Source organism: Streptomyces sp. CA-181903, assembly GCF_050937075.1.
Lineage (GTDB): Bacteria > Actinomycetota > Actinomycetes > Streptomycetales > Streptomycetaceae > Streptomyces.
In genome coordinates this window covers 7369675-7389759 of the sequence record NZ_JBNJLY010000001.1, presented here as the reverse complement: position 1 = coordinate 7389759, position 20085 = coordinate 7369675, and the positions used below count along the sequence as shown (strand labels likewise).

Sequence of the window (20085 nt, the reverse complement as noted above, 5' to 3'; positions counted from 1 at the left end):
TCACCGCACCCAGGACACCGCTCGCGTGCCGCACCCACACACCGTCGCCGGCCCCGTCCTCCCCACGGGAGTACACGCGTACCGAGCGGCCCCCCGTGCTCTCGGGCGCGCCCACCACCACCTGCACCTGCACGCCGCCGCGCGCCGGCAAGACCAGCGGCGCCTCCAGCGTCAGGTCCTCCAGGACCGCGCAGCCGACCTGATCGCCCGCACGGATGGCCAGTTCCACGAAGCCGGTGCCGGGGAAGAAGACGGAGCCGCCGACGACGTGGTCGGCCAGCCAGGGGTGGGTGTGGACGGAGAGGCGGCCGGTGAAGAGGAAGCCCGCCGAGTCGGCGAGGGCGACGGCCGCGCCGAGCAGCGGGTGGTCGGTGGCGCCGAGGCCGATGGCGGCCGGGTCGCCTTGGTCGGCCGGGGCCTGGGACCAGAAGCGGCGGCGCTGGAAGGCGTAGGTGGGGAGATCGACGCGCCGGGCGTCACTGCCCTCGAACAGGGCGGACCAGTCGACGTCACCGCCGGCCGCGTACAGCCGGCCGAGACCGGTCAGCAGCGACCGTGCCTCGGGCCGTCCCTTGCGCAGCAGCGGCACGCAGCACACCGCGCGGTCCGCCCGCTCCGCGTCGTCCGCCGCGAGGCTCGTCTGCGCGAGGCCGGTCAGGATGCCGTCGGGGCCGATCTCGACGAAGCGCGTCGCCCCGCGGTCGGCCGCGCAGCGGACGCCGGCGTCGAAGCGCACGGCCTCGCTGACGTGCCGCAGCCAGTAGTCGGCGGAGCACAGCTCCTGCGGGCCGGCCACGTCGCCGGTGACGTTGGAGACGACCGTCAGGCGGGGCTCGGCGAAGGTCAGCTGCTCCAGGACCTGCCGGAAGTCGTCCAGCATCGGTTCCATCAGCGGCGAGTGGAAGGCGTGCGACACCTTGAGCCGGGACGTCTTGCGCCCCTGGCCGCGCAGTCGCTCCGCGATGCGCTCCACTTCGGCCTCGGGGCCGGAGAGGACGACGGACCGGGGGCCGTTGACGGCGGCCAGGCCGGTCCGGTCGGCCTCCGCGAGCAGCGGCAGGACCTCGTCCTCCGTGGCCTCGACCGCGATCATGGCGCCGCCGGCCGGGAGCGCCTGCATCAACCGGCCGCGGGCGGCGACCAGTCGGCAGGCGTCGGCGAGGGTGAGCACCCCGGCGGCGTGCGCGGCGGCGATCTCCCCGATGGAGTGGCCCATCACCACGTCCGGGCGCACGCCCCAGGTCTCCAGGAGGCGGTAGAGGGCCACTTCGATCGCGAACAGCGCGGGCTGGGCGTATTCGGTGCGGTCCAGCGGGTTCGCTTCGGCCGCTCCGTCGGCCGTCCCCTCGGCCGTTCCCGCGCTCGTCCCTTCGGCCGTCCCTTCGTCCGTCCCTTCGGCTGCGAAGAGCACGTCCTTCAGGGGGCGGGGCAGCAGCCCGTCGAGCTGCTCGCAGACCTCGTCCAGCGCGCGGGCGAAGGCGGGGTACGCCGCGTACAGCTCGCGTCCCATGCCGGCGCGCTGCGCGCCCTGCCCGGTGAACAGGAACGCGGTCTTCCCGCCGGTCCGGACGGGTTCGGGCGCGGTGCCGCCGTCCGCCAAGGCGCGTAGGCCGGCCAGCAGTTCGGTGGTGTCGGTGCCGAGGACGGTCGCGCGCCGGTCGAGGGCGCCGCGTGTCGTCGCCAGGGACCAGCCGACGTCCTGGGGGCGCAGCGGTTCGCCGTGTTCCTCGCCGTGCTTCTCGACGTACGCGGCGAGGCGGGCCGCCTGGGCGCGCAGGCCGTCCTCGTCGCGGCCGGAGAGCGGCCACGGCACGAGGGCCCCGGCGGCCGCCGGGGCCGGTGCCACGGGCTCCGCCTGCTCGACGGGCTCCGCCTGCTCGATGATCACGTGGGCGTTGGTGCCGCTGATGCCGAAGGAGGAGACACCGGCACGACGCGGCCGGCCGGCGTCCCAGGCGACCTCTTCGGTGAGCAGGCGCATGGCGCCGGCCGCCCAGTCGATGTGCGCCGAGGGCGCGTCCACGTGCAGGGTCCTGGGCAGGACGCCGTTGCGCATCGCCATGACCATCTTGATGATCCCGGCGACGCCGGCGGCGCCCTGGGTGTGCCCGATGTTGGACTTCACCGATCCCAGCCAGAGCGGGCTGTCCTCGGGACGGTCCTGGCCGTAGGTGGCGAGCAGGGCCTGTGCCTCGATGGGGTCGCCGAGGACCGTGCCGGTGCCGTGGGCCTCGACGGCGTCCACGTCGGCGGGCGTCAGTCCGGCGTTGGCGAGCGCCTGGCGGATGACGCGCTGCTGGGAGGGGCCGTTGGGGGCGGTGAGGCCGTTGCTGGCGCCGTCCTGGTTGACCGCGGACCCGCGGACGTGGGCGAGCACCCGGTGTCCGTTGCGGAGGGCGTCCGAGAGCCGCTCGACGACCAGGATGCCGACGCCCTCGCCCCAGCCCGTGCCGTCGGCGCCGGCCGCGAACGCCTTGCAGCGGCCGTCGCGGGAGAGGCCGCGCTGGCGGCTGAACTCGACGAAGGCGGCGGGCGACGCCATGACCGTCACACCGCCCGCGAGGGCGAGGTCGCACTCGCCGTTGCGCAGCGCCTGGCCGGCCAGGTGCAGGGCGACGAGGGAGGACGAGCAGGCCGTGTCGACCGTCACCGCCGGGCCCTCCAGGCCGTAGGTGTAGGCGATGCGGCCGGAGACGATGCTGCCGGAGCTGGCGCTGCCGGTGTAGTCGTGGTAGACGACGCCGGCGAAGACGCCGGTGGGGCTGCCCTTGAGAGTGGCGGGGTCGATGCCCGCCCGTTCCAGGGCCTCCCAGGACGTCTCCAGCAGCAGCCGCTGCTGCGGGTCGGTGATCAGCGCCTCGTTGGGGCTGATGCCGAAGAAGTCGGCGTCGAAGTCGGCGGCGTCGTGCAGGAAGCCGCCCTGGTTGACGTAGGTGGTGTCCGGGCGGTTCCCGGTGGGGTCGTAGAGCCGGTCGGTGTTCCAGCCGCGGTTCTCCGGGAAGTCGGTGATCGCGTCGCCGCCGTCGGCGACGAGGCGCCACAGGTCCTCGGGCGACGCGATGCCGCCCGGGAAGCGGCAGGCCATGCCGACGATGACGATCGGGTCGTCGGTGCGGAGGACGGTGGACGGCAGGACGGTGGCCGCGGCCACCTCGCCGGACACCTCGGACAGCAGGTGGTCCGCGAGGTCGCCGGCGGTCGGGTAGTCGAAGACGAGCGTGGCCGGGAGCCGCAGGCCGGTGGTGGCGTTGAGGCTGTTGCGCAGTTCAACGGCGGTGAGCGAGTCGAAGCCCAGGTCGCTGAAGGCCCGGTCCGGCGCGATGGCCGCCGGGGTCGCGTGTCCGAGCACCGCGGCCACCTGCCCGCGCACCAGGTCCAGTACGGCTTCGTGCCGCTCCGGCTCGGGGAGCGAGGCGAGCCGTTCGCCGAGCGTGCCGACGCTCGCGGCCGAGGACCGCGCGGTGACCTGCCGACGGGCCGGGCGGCCGGTGAGGTGGTGGTAGAGGGTGGGGAGGGACGGGCCTTGCGCCCGCAACGCCTCCACGTCCAGACGCACCGGCACCAGCGCCGCGTCCGCGCGTGCCCCGACACCGAGCAGCCGCAGCCCCTCGTCCGTCGCCAGCGGCAGCACACCACCACGGGCCATACGAGCACGGTCGCCTTCCGACAGGCCGCCGCCCATGCCGCCCACCTCGCCCCACAAACCCCAGGCCATCGCGGCACCCGGCAGGCCGGAGGCCACCCGCGACTCCACCAGAGCGTCCAGGAAAGCGTTCGCCGCCGCGTAGTTGCCCTGCCCCGGCGCACCCAGTACACCCGCAGCCGACGAGAACACCACGAACGCATCCAACGACAACCCGGCCGTCAGCTCATGCAGGTTCCAGCCACCGAGCACCTTCGGACGCAGCACACCGGCCAACCGCTCCACCGACAGCGAGCCCACCAAGCCGTCATCCAGCACACCCGCCGCATGCACCACCGCACACAGCGGAAACTCCTCACCGATCGCCGCCAGCACCCCAGCCAACGCCTCACGGTCCGCCACATCACAGGCCGCCACGTCAACCGACACCGCGCCCGCTTCCAGCAGCGAAGCCACCAACTCCTGAGCGCCCTCGGTCTCACCACCACGACGTGACGTCAGCACCAAACGCCGCACCCCACGCTCCACCACCAACCACCGGGCCACCACCGCACCCAGACCACTCAAACCACCCGTCACCAACACCGTGCCGTCAACCGACCCCAGCGTCTCGGCGACAGCGGCGGGCACACCGGCACGCACCAGACGCGGAACGTACAACGAGCCCTCGCGCAACGCCAATTGCGGCTCGCGCGAGGCGAGGACGCGGTGCAGCAGCTCCGACGGCAGCTCAGCACCGTCCCCGTCCAGATCCAGCAGCACGATCCGGTCCGGGTGCTCGGCCTGCGCCGACCGCACCAGACCGCTCACGGCGGCGCCCGCGAGGTCCGTGACCTCGGCGCTGTCCGCCGACACCGCACCCCGGGTCACCACGACGAGCGTCGAGTCGGCGAACCGCTCCCCCGCCAGCCACTCCTGCACGGCGAGCAGTACGCGCTCCAGGGTCGCGCTCACATCGCCGGCCACATCCGGCGACCCGCCGCCGAACGCCCGCAGCACCACGACGTCCGGCTTCCCGGACGCATCCGCCAAGTCCTCGAAATTCACGACGACGGCGGCCGACTCGGGCATCGCCGCCACAGCCGGCGCCGGCACCCAGTCCACGCGGTACAGCGACTCGGGGTACGCCGTCTCGCCGCCGTCGGCCAGTTCGGCGGCCCGGGCGGGGCGGACGGTCAGGGTCTCGACCGAGGCGACCGGCTCCCCGGCGGCGTCGGCGATGTGCACGGACACGCTGTCCGCACCCAGCGGCGAGAGGCGCACACGGAGGGCGGACGCGCCGGTGGCGTGCAGCGCCACACCGTGCCACTCCGCGTTCCACCGCAGTTCCAGGGCCTGTTCGCCGTCCCCGTCGGCGCCCGGCAGCGCGAGGGCCTGGACGGCGGCGTCCAGGGCCACCGGGTGCAGGCCGAAACGCTCGGCGTCCTTGGCGGCCTGCCCGGACAGTGCGACCTCGGCGTACAGCGTGTCACCGTCGCGCCAGACGGCGCGCAGCGCCCGGAAGGCGGGCCCGTACGCCAGGCCGGCCCCGGAGAACCGCTCGTACAGGTCCTCGACCGGCACCCGTACCGCTCCCGCCGGAGGCCATACGGCGAGGCCCGCGTCGTCCGTCCCGGCCCGTGCCGCCGCGCCGAGCAGGCCCGTGGCGTGCCGCGTCCAGGACGCGTCGCCCACCGCGCCCTCGGCACGCGAGAACACCCGCACCGTCCGCGTGCCGGACGCGTCGGGCGCGCCCACGGCCACCTGCACCTGCACACCGCCACGTGCCGGCAGGACCAGCGGCGTCTCCAGCGTCAGTTCGTCGAGCACGCCGCAGCCGACCTGATCGCCCGCACGGATGGCCAGCTCCACGAAGCCGGTCTCGGGGAACACGACGGAGCCGGCGGCGGCGCGATCGGCGAGCCAGGCGTGGCCGCCGACGGAGAGGCGGCCGGTGAACAGCGCGCCGTCGGAGTCGGCGAGCATCATGGCGGCGCCCAGCAGCGGGTGGTCGGCCGCGTCGAGGCCGATCGAGGCGACGTTGCCCACGGCCGACGTGGTCTTGATCCAGTAGTGCTCGCGCTGGAAGGGGTAGGTGGGCAGGTCCACGAGCCCGGCCGGGCCCGCGGGGTGGAGCGCCGTCCAGTCGACGCGGTGGCCCTGGACCCACAGCCGGGCGAGGGCGGTGAGCGTTTCGGTGGCTTCCGGGCGGTTGCGACGCTGGAGGGGGACGCAGGTGGCGGTGGTGTGGTCGGCCGCCATGGCGGTCAGGACGGCGTCGGGTCCGATCTCCAGAAACGCGCTCACCCCGTCGGCGGTCAGGGTGGCGACGGCGTCGGCGAAGCGGACCGGGTGGCGCACGTGCTCCACCCAGTAGTCGACGCTGGTCAACTCCTCAGCAGTGGCGGTCTGTCCGGTGACGGTGGAGACGATCGGGATCCGGGGCTCGGCGAAGGACAAGCCCGCAACGACCGTGCGGAAGTCCTCCAGCATCGGTTCCATGAGCGGCGAGTGGAAGGCGTGCGAGACCTTCAGCAGCGAGGTCTTGCGACCCTGCTTCCGCAGCTTCTCCACGATCCCGGTCACGGTTTCACGAGCGCCGGAGACCACGACCGCGCGCGGACCGTTGACCGCGGCGACGGAAGCGTCCTGCGCCTCGCCCAGCAGCGCGAGAGCTTCCTCTTCAGTGCACTGGAGGGCAGCCATGACACCGCCCTCGGGCAGGGCCTGCATCAGCCGGCCCCGCGCCGCCACCAGCGTGCACGCGTCCGCCAAGGACAGCACCCCGGCGATGTGGGCCGCCGCGATCTCCCCGATCGAGTGCCCCGCCAGCGCCTCCGGCCGCACACCCCACGACTCCACCAGCCGGAACAGCGCCGTCTCGACGGCGAACAGGGCGGGCTGCGCGTACTCCGTACGGTTCAGCACCTCCCCGTCCTCGCCGAACAGGACGTCCTTGAGCGGCCGTTCAAGGTGTGCGTCGAAATGCCCGCACACCTCGTCCAACACCCGCGCGAACACCGGGAACCTCTCGTACAACTCCCGGCCCATCCCCACCCGCTGCGCACCCTGCCCCGTGAACAGGAACGCCAACCGGCCCTCGCTCGCCGTCCCGCGCACCAGACCCGGCGCGTCCTGCCCGGCCGCCAGCGCGGCGAGCCCGGCGGTCAGGTCGGCGCGGTCGGTGCCGGTGAGGACCGCGCGGTGTTCCAGCTGCGCCCGTGCCGTCGCCAGTGTCGCCGCCACGTCCCGCGCCTCCGGGGCGTCCTCGCGCTCCAGGGCGTCGAGGAGCCCCGCCGCCTGGGCGCGCAGGGCCTCGGGGGTGGCGCCGGACACCGGCCAGAGGACCGGGCCGCGGGCGTCGTCGTGGGCCGGGGGTCCGGCTGCTCGGCGGGGTCGGCGGCCGGGGCCTCTTCGAGGATGATGTGGGCGTTGGTGCCGCTGATGCCGAACGAGGAGACGCCGGCCCGGCGCGGCGCGGCGCCGTCCCACCGCACGTCCTCGGTCAGCAGCCGTACCAGTCCGGCCGACCAGTCGACCTTGGTCGACGGCGCGTCGACGTGCAGCGTCCTCGGCAGGACGCCGTTGCGCATCGCCATGACCATCTTGATGATGCCGGCGACGCCCGCCGCCGCCTGGGTGTGCCCGAGGTTGGACTTCACCGACCCGAGCCACAGGGGCCGTTCGGGGGCGCGGTCGCGGCCGTACGTCGCGAGGAGTGCCTGTGCCTCGATCGGGTCGCCGAGCTTGGTGCCCGTGCCGTGGGCCTCGACCGCGTCGACCTGGTCGGAGGAGAGGCGGGCGTTGGCCAGGGCGTCCCAGATGACGCGCTGCTGCGACGGGCCGTTGGGGGCGGTGAGGCCGTTGCTGGCGCCGTCCTGGTTGACGGCCGAGCCGCGGACGACCGCGAGGACGCGGTGGCCGTTGCGGCGCGCGTCCGACAGCCGCTCCACGAGCAGTACGCCGACGCCCTCGGACCAGCCGGTGCCGTCCGCCGCCTCGGAGAACGCCTTGCAGCGGCCGTCGGCGGCCAGGCCGCGCTGGCGGCTGAAGGCGACGAAGGGGCCGGGTGTGGCCATGACGGTCGCGCCGCCGGCGAGGGCGAGGGTGCACTCGCCCTTGCGCAGCGCCTGCACGGCGAGGTGCAGCGCCACCAGGGAGGACGAGCAGGCGGTGTCGACCGTCACCGCCGGGCCCTCCAGGCCCAGGACGTAGGAGATGCGGCCGGACAGGACGGCCGCGTTGCTGCCCGTGGCCATGTACGCCTCGGACTCCTCCGGCAGCTTCAGGTCGAAGTACGTCTGGCCGTTGGTGCCGACGAAGACGCCGACGCGCTCCCCGCGCAGGGTGTCGGGGGCGATGCCGCCGCGTTCGAACGCCTCCCAGGCGGTCTCCAGCAGCAGCCGCTGCTGCGGGTCCATGGCGAGGGCCTCGCGCGGGGAGATGCCGAAGAACGCGGGGTCGAACTCGGCCGCGTCGTAGAGGAAGCCGCCCTTGCGCGGGTAGTCCGTTCCGTCGCCGTCCTCGCCGGTCCCGGCGGCCGGCGCGTCGGGGGCGTCCCCGGTGTCCCAGCCGCGGTCCTCGGGGAAGCCGCCGATGGCGTCGGCGCCGTCGGCGACGAGCCGCCACAGGTCCTCGGGTGAGCGCACGCCGCCGGGGAGGCGGCAGCTCATCGCGACGATGGCGACGGGCTCCTGTCCGGCGTTCTCGATGTCCCGGAGCCGCTGCTTGGTCGCATGCAGGTCCGCGGTGGTCCGCTTGAGGTAGTCGAGCAGCTTCGCTTCGTTCACGTTCGCCATCAGGGCCTCGCCGTGTCTCGTTTCCCGTGGACTGCGTGTGCGGGAGGGTCGGGAAGTGGGGTGGAAGGTAGGGGGACGGGGACGGGTCGACGGGTCAGGAGAGCCCGAGTTCCTTGTCGAGGAAGTCGAAGACGTCCTCGGCCGTCGCGGAGTCGAGGCGGTCGGCGACGGACGGTCCGTCCGCCGGTGCCGCGCCTGCCGCGCCGGCTGTGCCGCTCGCGCCGTCCTGCTCGGTGAGCCGGGCGGTGAGGCGGTCGGCGAGTTCCCGGAGCCGGTGGCCGATCCGGGTGCGTTCGATCTCCTCCGCCGAGAGGGAGTCCGCCACGGACTCGATGCGTTCGAGCTCGGCGAGGACCGGTACGGCGGGTGCCGCGCCGCCCGCGCACAGTTCGCCGTGCAGGTGCGCGGCGAGGGCGTCGGGGTTGGCGTAGTCGAAGAGGAGGGTGGCCGGCAGGGTCAGGCCGGTGACGGTGCTCAGCCGGTTGCGGAACTCGACGGCGGTGAGCGAGTCGAAGCCGAGTTCGTTGAAGGCCCGGCCGGACTGCACGGCGGCGCTGTTCTCGTAGGCGAGGACGAGCGCCACCTGGGCGCGGACGAGGTTCAGCACCTCACGGCGCTGCTCGCTCTCCGGGAGCGCCGTGAGCCGGCCGACCAGGTCCGACGGGGCCTCGGCGGCCGCCGCCGGGTCGCCGGCGGGTGCGGTGGCGGCGGCCCGCACCTCGGGCAGCGCGGACAGCAGCGGGCTGGGGCGGGTCGCGGTGAACGACGGCGCGAGCAGGGGCCAGTCGGCGTCGAAGACACCGACGCAGGCCGTCGGGCGGTCCAGGGCCCGCCGGAGGGCGGTCAGGCACACGTCGGCGTCCATCGGGGCCAGGCCGCGCCACCAGGAACGGTCCTGGGACGCCTCCTCACCGGCCATTCCGCCGCCGTCCCACGGGCCCCAGGCGACGGAGGTGGCGGAGAGGCCGAGGGCCCTGCGGTGCTCGGCCAGGGCGTCCAGGTAGGCGTTGGCCGCGGCGTAGGCGCCCTGCCCCGCGCTGCCGAGCAGGCCGGCGATCGAGGAGAAGGTGACGAACGCCGTCAGGTCGCGGTCCCGGGTGAGCTCGTGGAGGTTGCGGGCGGCCGTCACCTTGGGGCGCAGGACGCCGGCGAGCCGGTCGGGGGTCAGGGAGTCCAGGACGCCGTCGTCCAGGACGCCGGCGGTGTGCACGACCGCGGTCAGCGGCCGGTCCTCCGGGAGCCCGTCGAGGAGCCCGGCGAGGGCCGTGCGGTCGGCGGCGTCGCAGGCGGCCACGGTGACCCGGGCGCCCAGTGCGGTGAGTTCGGCCGCGAGGTCGGCGGCGCCCGGGGCGTCCGGGCCGCGGCGGCTGGTCAGGACGAGGTGTTCGGCGCCGTCCCGGGCGAGCGAACGGGCGACGTGCGCGCCGAGCGCGCCGGTGCCGCCGGTGATGAGGACGGTGCCCGCGGGGGCCAGGGGCGGGGGGTGGTGTCCCCGTTCACGGCACCCGCACCGGTTCCGCCGGCTGCGGGGTCGGTTGCCGCGGTGCTGGTGACAAGCCCTGCGGTGAGGGGCGTCGCGTTCCCGTCCGTGGCCGTGGTGCCACCTGCCGCGGTGCCGCTGCTCGGAGTGCCGTCCGGCGTACTGCCACCGGCCGTGGCACCGGCCGTCGTACCGAGCCCCGTGTCGGCCGGTACCCGGACGAGGCGGCGGCCGTAGGTTCCCGAGGCGCGGACGGCGACCTGGTCCTCCGTCGCGGTGTCCGGGGCGGCGGGCGCGCCCGCCAGGACGGCGGTGAGCCGGTCGGCGGCGCGGTCGTCGGGTGCCGGCGGGACGTCGACGAGCCCGCCCCAGCGGCGGGGCTGCTCCAGGGCGGCGACCCGGCCGAGGCCCCACACCAACGCCTGCTCCGGGTGCGGCAGTTCCTCGGCTCCGCCGACCGCGACGGCGCCGCTGGTCACGCACCACAGGGGGGCGTCGACGGCCGCCTCGCCCAGGGCCTGGGCCAAAACGACCGTGGCGTTCAGGCCGCCGCCGGTGGCGTCGCGCTCGTCGAGTGCGAGGAGGGAGACGACGCCGCGTACGGAGCCGGCTCCGTCGAGCGCGGACCGCAGCCGGTCGGCGAGGGCCGCGGCGGACGGTCCGGCCGCGTCGGCCGCGTCCGGGCCGATGTGCCGGACGTCGGCGCCGTGGCCGGTCAGGGCCGCGTCGAGCCGTTCGGTCCACGGCCGGGCGGCCGGGCCGTCCGGGGAGACGACGAGCCAGGTGCCGGAGACCGAGGCCGCGTCGGGGGCAGGCGGGGTGAGGGGCTGCCAGTCGATGCGGTAGCTCCAGGCGTCGGCCGTCTCCTCGGTGACCCGGCGGGTGTGCCAGGTGGCGAGCAGGGGCAGCACCGTGTCGAGGGCGTCCCGCTCGGCGCCGGTCCCGGCGCCCAGGGCTCCGGCGAGGGCGCCGGTGTCGGTGCGGCGCACCGCGTCCCAAAAGGCGGTGTCGGCTCCGGTCTGGGCGGCCGGGCGCGGGGTACTTGCGGCGTCGTCCTCCCACCAGTAGCGCTGCCGCTGGAACGGGTAGGTGGGCAGCTCCACCCGTCGGCCGCCCCAACTCACGGCGACCGCGGGCCAGTCGACGGTGGTGCCGTGTACGTGGAGTTCGGCCAGCGCGGTGGTCAGGGTCCGCGGTTCGGGGCGGTCGGCGCGGAGCAGTGGGACGAAGACCGGGGCGTCGGCGCCGGTGTCGTCCGTGACGCAGCGGCGGGCGAGGGCGGTGAGGGTGGTCCCGGGGCCCAGTTCCACGAAGGTGCCGGCGCCGTGCTCGCGGAGCGTGGCGATGCCGTCGGCGAACCGGACGGTCTCGCGGACGTGCCGCACCCAGTACTCGGCGGACGCCAACTCGCCGTCCGCGCACAGCTTTCCGGTGAGGTTGGAGACGAGGGGGATGCGGGGCGGAGACGTCGGGAGGCCGTCGACGGCCTTCCGGAAGTCCGCGAGCATGGGGTCCATGCGGGGCGAGTGGAAGGCGTGGCTGACGCGCAACCGCGTCGTCTTGTGTCCCTGCTCGCGGAGCCGGTCGGCGGCGTCCAGGACGGCGTCCTCGTCTCCGGAGAGGGTCACGGACGTCGGCCCGTTGACGGCGGCGACCGCGAGCCGGTCGCCGAGGAACGGCCGTACGTCGTCCTCGGACGCCTCGACGGCGGCCATCGCGCCGCCCGGGGGCAGCGCCTCCATCAGCCGGGCCCGGGCGGCGACCAGGGTGCACGCGTCGTCCAGGGTGAAGACGCCGGCGGCGTGGGCGGCGGCGATCTCGCCGATGGAGTGGCCGATCAGCAGGTCGGGGCGGACGCCCCACTCCTCCAGCAGCCGGAACAGGGCGACTTCGCCGGCGAAGAGGGCGGCCTGGGCGTGGCCCGTGCGGTCGAGCCGCTCGGCCCGGGCCGCGTCGGCACCGTCGCCGTGGGCCCACATCGTCTCCCGCACCGGCGTGTCGAGCCGCCGGTCGAGGGCGTCGCAGACGGTGTCGAGGGCCGCCGCGAAGGCGGGTTCGGACGCGTACAACTCCTGTGCCATTCCGACTCGTTGGGCGCCCTGGCCGGTGAACATGAAGGCCGTACGGACGCCGGCACCCCGCGGGGTGCCGCGCACCAGCCCGGGAGTGTCGTCACCGGCAGCCAGTGCGTCGAGGCGGCGCAGCAGCCCGTCGCGGTCGTCGGCGACGACGGCGGCCCGGTGGTCGAAGACGGCGCGGGTGGTGGCGAGGGAGAAGGCGACGTCCGCGGCGCCCGCCGGGCCGCCGTGGGGATCGGGCGCGGTGAGGTGGGTGCGCAGCCGGGCCGCCGCGTCGCGCAGCGCCCGGTCGTCGCGTGCCGACAGCAGCCAGGGCAGCGGGCGGGCGGGGGCCTCGGCGGGCATGGCCGCGGTGGCGGTCTCCGGGACGCCGACGGGCGATGCCGGAGCCGCGGCGGTCCCCGGGGCGTCGACGGCCGGCGCCTCCTCGATGATGACGTGGGCGTTGGTGCCGCTGAGGCCGAAGGAGGAGACGCCGGCGCGGCGCGGGGTGTCGCCGTGCCACTCCACCGGCTCGGTCAGCAGGCGGACGCTCCCGGCCGACCAGTCGACCTTGGGCGTCGGCTCGTCCACGTGCAGGGTGCGGGGCAGTGTCCGGTGCCGGATCGCCTCGACCATCTTGATGATGCCGCCGACGCCGGCGGCGGCCTGGGCGTGCCCCATGTTGGACTTGATCGAGCCGAGCCACAGGGGCTCGTCGTCGGGGCGGTTGCGGCCGTAGGTGGCGAGGAGCGCCTGGGCCTCGATGGGGTCGCCGAGGACGGTGCCGGTGCCGTGCGCCTCGACGGCCTGGACGTCGGCGGGGGTGAGGCCGGCGTTGTCGAGGGCCTGGCGGATGACGCGCTGCTGCGCGGGTCCGTTGGGTGCGGTCAGTCCGTTGCTGGCGCCGTCCTGGTTGACCGCCGAACCCCGGACGACGGCGAGGACCGGGTGGCCGTTGCGCCGCGCGTCGGACAGCCGTTCCACCAGCAGCACCCCGGCGCCCTCCGACCAGCCGGCGCCGTCCGCCGCGCCCGCGAAGGACTTGCAGCGGCCGTCCTTGGCGAGGCCGCGCTGCCGGCTGAACTCGACGAACATCTCCGGCCCGGCCATCACGGTGACGCCGCCGGCCAGGGCGAGCGAGCACTCGCCGTTGCGCAGGGACTGCGCGGCCAGGTGCAGCGCCACCAGCGACGACGAGCACGCGGTGTCCACCGTGAGCGCCGGGCCCTCGAAGCCGAAGGTGTAGGCGACGCGGCCGGACACCAGGCTGCCGGCCGTGCTGCCGCCCGCATAGTCGTGGTACATCAGGCCGGCGAACACGCCGGTGCGGCTGCCCTTGAGGGTTCCGGGGTCGATCCCGGCCCGCTCGAACGCCTCCCAGGCGATCTCCAGCAGCAGCCGCTGCTGGGGGTCGGTCTCGGGCGCCTCCCGGGGGCTGAGCCCGAAGAACACCGGGTCGAAGTCGGCGGCGTCGTACAGGAATCCGCCCTCGCGCACATAGCTGCGCCCGGGCCGGCCGGGTGCCGGGTCGTACAGCGTGTCCATGTCCCAGCCGCGGTCGGTGGGGAACCGCCCGACGACGTCGGCGCCCGTGTCCACCACCCGCCACAGGTCGTCGGGGCCGGCGACGCCGCCCGGGTAGCGGCAGCCCATGCCCACGATCGCGATCGGCTCGTGCCGGCCGTCCTCGACCTCGCGCAGCCGGCGCCGGGTCTCGTGGAGGTCGGCCGTCGCGCGCCGAAGGTAGTCGCGCAGTTTCTGGTCGTTCGCCATCGAAGTGTGAGCCAATCTCGGACGGTGTTTCCGGGGCGTCGGGGTGGTGGGCCGCCGGGCGGCGGCGGGCGTGCGGTTTCGTCGGCGGCGCACCGCCCGGGGGCACGGGTGGTGCGCCGCCGGACGGTGGTGCGGCGGAGGGCGCGCTACGGCGTTCCGAGCTCGCCGTCCAGCGCGGCGAACAGCTCGTCGTCGGTGGCGGACTCGAACGCCGTGTGGGCGTCGGCGCGCGGCTCCTCGCCGCGCTCGTCCCGCCACCGGCGCAGCAGCGAGTCCAGCCGGGCCGCGACGTCGGCGTGCTCCCGGTCGGGGACGCCGTCGCCGCCGGCCGCGGCCAGCAGGGCGGCCTCCAGGTCGTCGATCCGGTCGGTCAGCGAACGTCCGGGCCCCTGGTCGGGCACCAGCTCGGCGGCGAGGTGCGCGGCGAGGACGGAAGGGGTGGGGAAGTCGAAGACGAGGGTGGCGGGGAGCCGCAGCCCGGTGGCGGCGTTCAGCAGGTTGCGCAGGTCGACGGCCGCCATCGAGTCGAAACCGACGTCCTTGAACGCCCGTTCGGGATCGACGAGTTCACCGCTGCCGTGACCGAGGACGGCGGCCGTGTTGCTGCGGACCAGGTCGAGCAGGACGAGGTCGCGCTCGGGCTCCGGAAGGCCGGCGAGCCGGTGGGCGAGCGCGTCGGCGCCGGCCCCGGTCGACGGGGCCCCGGCCGCCGGCCGTGCGGCGCGGCGCGGCGGGGTACGGACGAGGGTGCGCAGCAGGGCGGGCACCGTCGCGCCCCGGGCGTTCAGGACGGCGGTCTCCAGGCCGACGGGCACCAGCACCGGGCCGTCCGCCGCCAGGGCCGCGTCGAACAGGTCGAGTGCCCGGGCGGTCGGCAGCGGTCGCATGCCCATGCGGCGCAGCCGCTCGACGTCCGTGTCGGCCAACTGGCCACCCATGCCCTGTCCGCCGCCCCACAGGCCCCAGGCGAGGGAGAGGGCGGGCAGGCCCTGTTCCGCGCGGTGGCGGGCGAGGGCGTCGAGGAACACGTTGGCGGCGGCGTAACCGGCCTGTCCGGCGCCGACGAAGAGGCCGGCGGTGGACGAGAACAGCACGAAGGCGGACAGGGGTTGATGGGCCGTCAGCTCGTGGAGGTGCCAGGCGGCGTCCGCTTTGGGACGCAGCGCCGTGTCGACGTGATGCGCCGTCTGCGTTTCGATCAGGCCGTTCTCGGCCAGTCCGGCCGTGTGGACGACGGCGTTCAGCGGGTGGCGGGCCGGGATGTCGGCGAGCAGCTTCTCCAGCGCGGAGCGGTCCGCGACGTCACACGCCGCCACCCGCGCCTCGGCGCCCGCCTCCCCCAGTTCCCGGCACAACTCGCGCGCTCCCGGCGCCTCTTCACCGCGCCGGCTGACCAGGAGCAGTCGGCGGGCACCGTACCGGGCCACCAGGTGCCGGGCGACGGCGGCGCCGAGGCCGCCGGTTCCGCCGGTGATCAGGACGGTACCGTCCGGATCCCAGCCGGCGCCGAGGACGGCGTCGGCGGACGGGGCGGCGGGCCGTTCCCGGACGAGTCGCGGGGCCCACACCGCGCCGGCGCGCAGGGCGAGTTCGGCGTCGTCCGTGGCGGCGGCGGTTGCGGGCAGCCGGCGTCCCGAGGCGGGGGTGCCGTCCCAGTCGAGGAGCAGCAGCCTGCCGGGGTGCTCGGCCTGCGCGGCGCGCACCAGGCCCCACAGAGGGGCGCACACCGGATCGACGGCGGGACCGGACGCGGAGTCGGGCCCGGCGGCGCCGCTGGTGAGGACGACCAGCCGGGAGGCGGCGAACGCCGGTTCGGCCAGCCATTCCCGCACGGTCGCGAGGACGCCGGTGACGGTGGTACGCACCCGGTCAGGCAGGTCGGCGCCGCCGTCCGGCCCGGGGCCGCCGCACGGCAGCACCACCGTGCGGGGCACGGCGCCGGGCGCGACGGCGAGCGAGGCGAGGTCTGCGTACACGCGCGCCTCGGGGCCCAGAGCGGCGGTGAGCAGCGGATCGGGAGCGGTGCCGACGAGGGCCCATCCGCCGTCCTTCTCCTCCTCCCCCGGCAGCGGCGGAACGGTCCGTTCCGTCCACACCAGCCGCAACAGGGCGGCGCCGTCGGAACCTTCCGTCTCCTCCCCCGCCGGCCGCACGGCGTCGGCGTCCACGGCCCGCGCGGCGAGCGACCGGATCGTGAGCACGGGCGCCCCGGTCCCGTCCGCCACCAGCACCGACGCTTCGTCCGGACCGTGCGACGCCACGCGGACGCGCAGCGCGGCGGCCCCCGCCGCGTGCACCGTGACACCGCTCCACGCGAACGGCAGCCGCGGCCCTTCCGCACCGGCCTGCTCGTCCGCCTCGTGGAAGAGGTTGGCGTGCAGGGCCGAGTCGAGGAGGGCGGGGTGGAGCAGGAAGGACGCGGCGTCGTGCTGCGCCTCCGGCGGGAGGGTGACCTCGGCGTAGGTGGTGTCGCCCTGCCGCCAGGCGGCCCGGAGGCCCTGGAAGACAGGGCCGTAGTCGTACCCCTGGTCGGCGAGCCGCTCGTAGGCGGCGCCGAGCGGAATGGGGTGGGCGTCGGCGGGCGGCCACGCGGCGAGCTCGTCGCCGGCGCCGGCCGCGGGCTCCTCGGCGGCGAGCCCGCCGGTGGCGTGCAGCGTCCACTCCGCGTGATCCGCAGAGCCCGCCGGCTGCGAATGGACGGTGACGGTACGGCGCTCCGCCTCGTCCGCCGGCCCCACCGTCACCCGCAGGTCGACGGCCCGGTCGCCGGGCAGGACGAGCGGCGCCTGGAGCGTCAGTTCGTCGAGGTACGGGGTGCCGGCCTGCTCACCCGCGTGCAGCGCGAGTTCGAGGAGGCCGGTGCCGGGGAGCAGGGTGGTCCCCAGGATGGTGTGATCGGCCAGCCAGGGGTGGCTACGGGTGCCGATCCGCCCGGTCAGGACGACGGTGTCCGTGTCCGGCACGGCGACGGCCGCGCCCAGCAGCGGGTGCCGCGCCGGCGCCTGGCCCAGAGCCTCCGGGTCGCCGGCTCCCACTCCGTCCTCCAGCCAGTAGCGGCGGCGTTGGAAGGGGTAGGTGGGCAGGTCGATGAGTCCGGTTCGGCTGGTGGGGTGGAGTTGTGTCCAGGTGATGGGGTGGCCGTGAGTCCAGAGGTGGGCGAGGGTGGTGAGGGCTTCGGTGGTTTCGGGGCGGTTGCGGCGCTGGAGGGGGAGGCAGGTGGCGGTGGTGTGGTCGGCCGCCATGGCGGTCAGGACGACGTCGGGGCCGATCTCCAGGAACGCGCTCACCCCGTCGGCGGTCAGGGTGGCGACGGCGTCGGCGAAGCGGACCGGGCGGCGGACGTGCTCCACCCAGTAGTCGACGCTAGTCAGTTCCTCGGTGGTGGCGATCTGTCCGGTGACGGTGGAGACGATCGGGATCCGGGGCTCGGCGAAGGACAAGCCCGCCACGACCGTGCGGAAGTCCTCCAGCATCGGTTCCATGAGCGGCGAGTGGAAGGCGTGGGAGACCTTCAGCAGTGAGGTCTTGCGGCCCTCTTCCTTCAGCTTCTCCACGATCCCGATCACGGTTTCACGAGCGCCGGAGATGACGACCGCGCGCGGGCCGTTGACGGCGGCGACGGCTGCGTCCTGCGCCTCGCCGAGCAGCGCGAGGGCCTCGTCCTCGGTGGCTTGGAGGGCGGCCATGACGCCGCCGTCGGGCAGGGCCTGCATCAGCCGGCCCCGTGCCGCCACCAGCGCACACGCATCCGCCAAGGACAGCACCCCGGCGACATGCGCCGCCGCGATCTCCCCGATCGAGTGCCCGGCCAGCACCTCCGGCCGCACACCCCACGACTCCACCAGCCGGAACAACGCCGTCTCGACGGCGAAGAGAGCCGGCTGCGCGTACTCCGTACGGTTTAGCACCTCCCCGTCCTCGCCGAAGAGGACGTCCTTGAGCGGCCGTTCAAGGTGAGCGTCGAGATGCGCGCACACCTCGTCCAACGCCTGGGCGAACACCGGGAAGCTCTCGTACAGCTCCCGGCCCATCCCGACCCGCTGCGCACCCTGCCCGGTGAACAGGAACGCCAGCCGCCCTTCCGCAGCGGTGCCGCGTATCAGACCCGGCGCGTCCTGTCCGGCCGCGAGTGCGGCGAGGGCGGCGGTGAGGTCGGCGCGGTTGGTGCCGGTGAGGACCGCACGGTGTTCCAGCTGCGCCCGCGTCGTCGCCAGCGCCACCGCCACCTCCCCCAACCCCGGAGCATCCTCACGCTCCAGCACGCTCAGCATGCGCGCCGCCTGGGCCTTGAGTGCGTCGGCGGAACGGGCGCTGAGCAGCCACGGCAGAGCCGGCCCGGCCGACTCCGGCGCCACTGCCTCCTCCTGCGCCTCGACGGGCGGGGCTTCTTCGAGGATGACGTGGGCGTTGGTACCACTGATACCGAACGAGGAGACACCTGCCCGGCGCGGCCGGTCGCTCTCCCACGCCCGGGCCTCGGTGAGGAGCTCCACCGCACCCGCCGACCAGTCCACCTTCGACGACGGCGCATCCACATGCAGCGTCCTCGGCAGCACACCATGCCGCATCGCCATCACCATCTTGATGATGCCCGCCACACCCGCAGCCGCCTGCGTATGCCCCAGATTCGACTTCACCGACCCCAGCCACAACGGCCGTCCGTCCAGCCGCTCCTGCCCATACGTCGCCAGCAACGCCTGCGCCTCGATCGGGTCACCGAGCGTCGTCCCCGTGCCATGGGCCTCCACCGCGTCCACCTCGGACGGCCGCAGACCGGCCTCGGTCAGGGCCTGGCGGATGACGCGTTGCTGGGAGGGGCCGTTGGGGGCCGTCAGGCTGCTGCTGGCGCCGTCCTGGTTGACCGCCGAACCCCGCACCACCGCCAGCACCTTGTGCCCGTTGCGCAGCGCGTCCGACAGCCGCTCGACGACCAGTACGCCGACGCCCTCGCCCCAGCCCGTGCCGTCGGCCGCCTCGGCGAACGCCTTGCAGCGGCCGTCGGCCGCCAGGCCGCGCTGGCGGCTGAACTCGGTGAAGGTGTCGGGCGCCGCCATCACGGTGACGCCGCCGGCCAGGGCCAGCGAGCACTCGCCGGCGCGCAGCGCGCGGACGGCCCAGTGCAGGGCGACGAGGGAGGAGGAGCAGGCGGTGTCCACGGTGACCGCCGGGCCTTCCAGGCCGAGGCTGTAGGAGACGCGGCCGGAGACGACGCTGCCCGAGTTGCCGTTGCCGACGTACCCGTCGACCTCGTCGGGGACGTGGGTGAGGCGGGCGGCGTAGTCGTGGTACATCACTCCGGCGAAGACGCCGGTCCTGCTGCCGCGCAGGGCGTGGGGGTCGAGGCCGGCGCGTTCGAGGGCTTCCCAGGACGCTTCGAGGAGCAGCCGCTGCTGGGGGTCCATGGCCAGGGCCTCGCGCGGGCCGATGCCGAAGAAGTCGGCGTCGAAGTCGGCGGCGTCGTGCAGGAATCCGCCTTCGCGGACGTAGGTGGTGCCGGGCCGCTCGGGGTCGGGGTCGTAGAGGGCGTCGGTGTCCCAGCCGCGGTCCTCGGGGAACGGGGTGATGCCGTCGCGGCCCTCGTCCAGCAGCCGCCAGAGCTCCTCGGGGGAGGTGACGCCGCCCGGGTAGCGGCAGCTCATCCCGATGACGGCGATGGGTTCGTGCTCCCTGCGCTCGGCTTCGCGCAGCCGGCGGCGGGCCTCCCGAAGGTCGGCCGTCGCCCGCTTGAGGTAATCGAGAAGTTTCTTCTCGCCTTCCACCCAAGAACCCCCTGAACCCGGAACGCGCCCGGTACCCGTGCTGATTGGTCGCCGCCCGCACCGCCCGGGCCGGGCCCGGTGGTTCCCGCGGTACGGCCGTATCCGCCTCCGCTGGTACGGCCGTTCCGCCCCGTGCTCCCGTGCCCCGGCCGTGACGTGCCGGGTCTTCGCCGGCTGCTTCGCCTCTTCGGCGGGCCGTCCGCGAACTGCGCGTACCGGGACGGGCGGTCTCCCGGAACGCTACGGGCGGCCGCTCGGGGGCAGCCACCCTTAGCTGCCCCTAGGCACCCCTATCAGGGGGTGCGGAATGGAAACGTCCGGGTGAATTCCGTGTGGCCGACGGGGGTCGGTCCGGCTGCCGGGAGGGGTTCTCCGGGAGCCGCGGGTGCCGTTCGGCTAAGGGCCCCTAGGGGTTGATAGGGGTCCGTCCCGCCACCGTGCTGCTATAGCGTTCTCGGCATCGGACGCAGCGAAACGTCCGGCGGCACGATTTCTTCGGAAGCCACTTCACCCGAAGCAATGCGAAGTCATTCGAAGCCACTCGAAATCACCCGCTGCCGCTCGAAGCCACCGCCGCTCCGTGCCGCTCGAA

At 74.8% G+C, this 20085-nt stretch carries 2 protein-coding genes and 2 pseudogenes; all 4 read right to left on the bottom strand.

Going from position 1 to position 20085, the window contains the following annotated elements; translation table 11 throughout:
* Positions 1-55 precede the first annotated feature (55 nt).
* Positions 56-8421, bottom strand: a pseudogene (locus ACQEVS_RS32625) (SDR family NAD(P)-dependent oxidoreductase); the annotation flags it as partial.
* A 94-nt stretch (positions 8422-8515) separates the two neighbouring features.
* On the bottom strand, positions 8516-9286 hold the full coding sequence (locus ACQEVS_RS32620) for a beta-ketoacyl reductase (protein WP_433028154.1): 771 nt from the start codon (positions 9284-9286) through the stop codon (positions 8516-8518).
* A 63-nt stretch (positions 9287-9349) separates the two neighbouring features.
* Positions 9350-13734: pseudogene (locus ACQEVS_RS32615) on the bottom strand (type I polyketide synthase); the annotation flags it as partial.
* Between the two features lie 146 nt (positions 13735-13880).
* Positions 13881-19493: an SDR family NAD(P)-dependent oxidoreductase gene (locus ACQEVS_RS32610; RefSeq protein ID WP_433027016.1), complete on the bottom strand. Its 5613-nt coding sequence runs from the start codon at positions 19491-19493 to the stop codon at positions 13881-13883.
* Between the last annotated feature and the right edge of the window lie 592 nt (positions 19494-20085).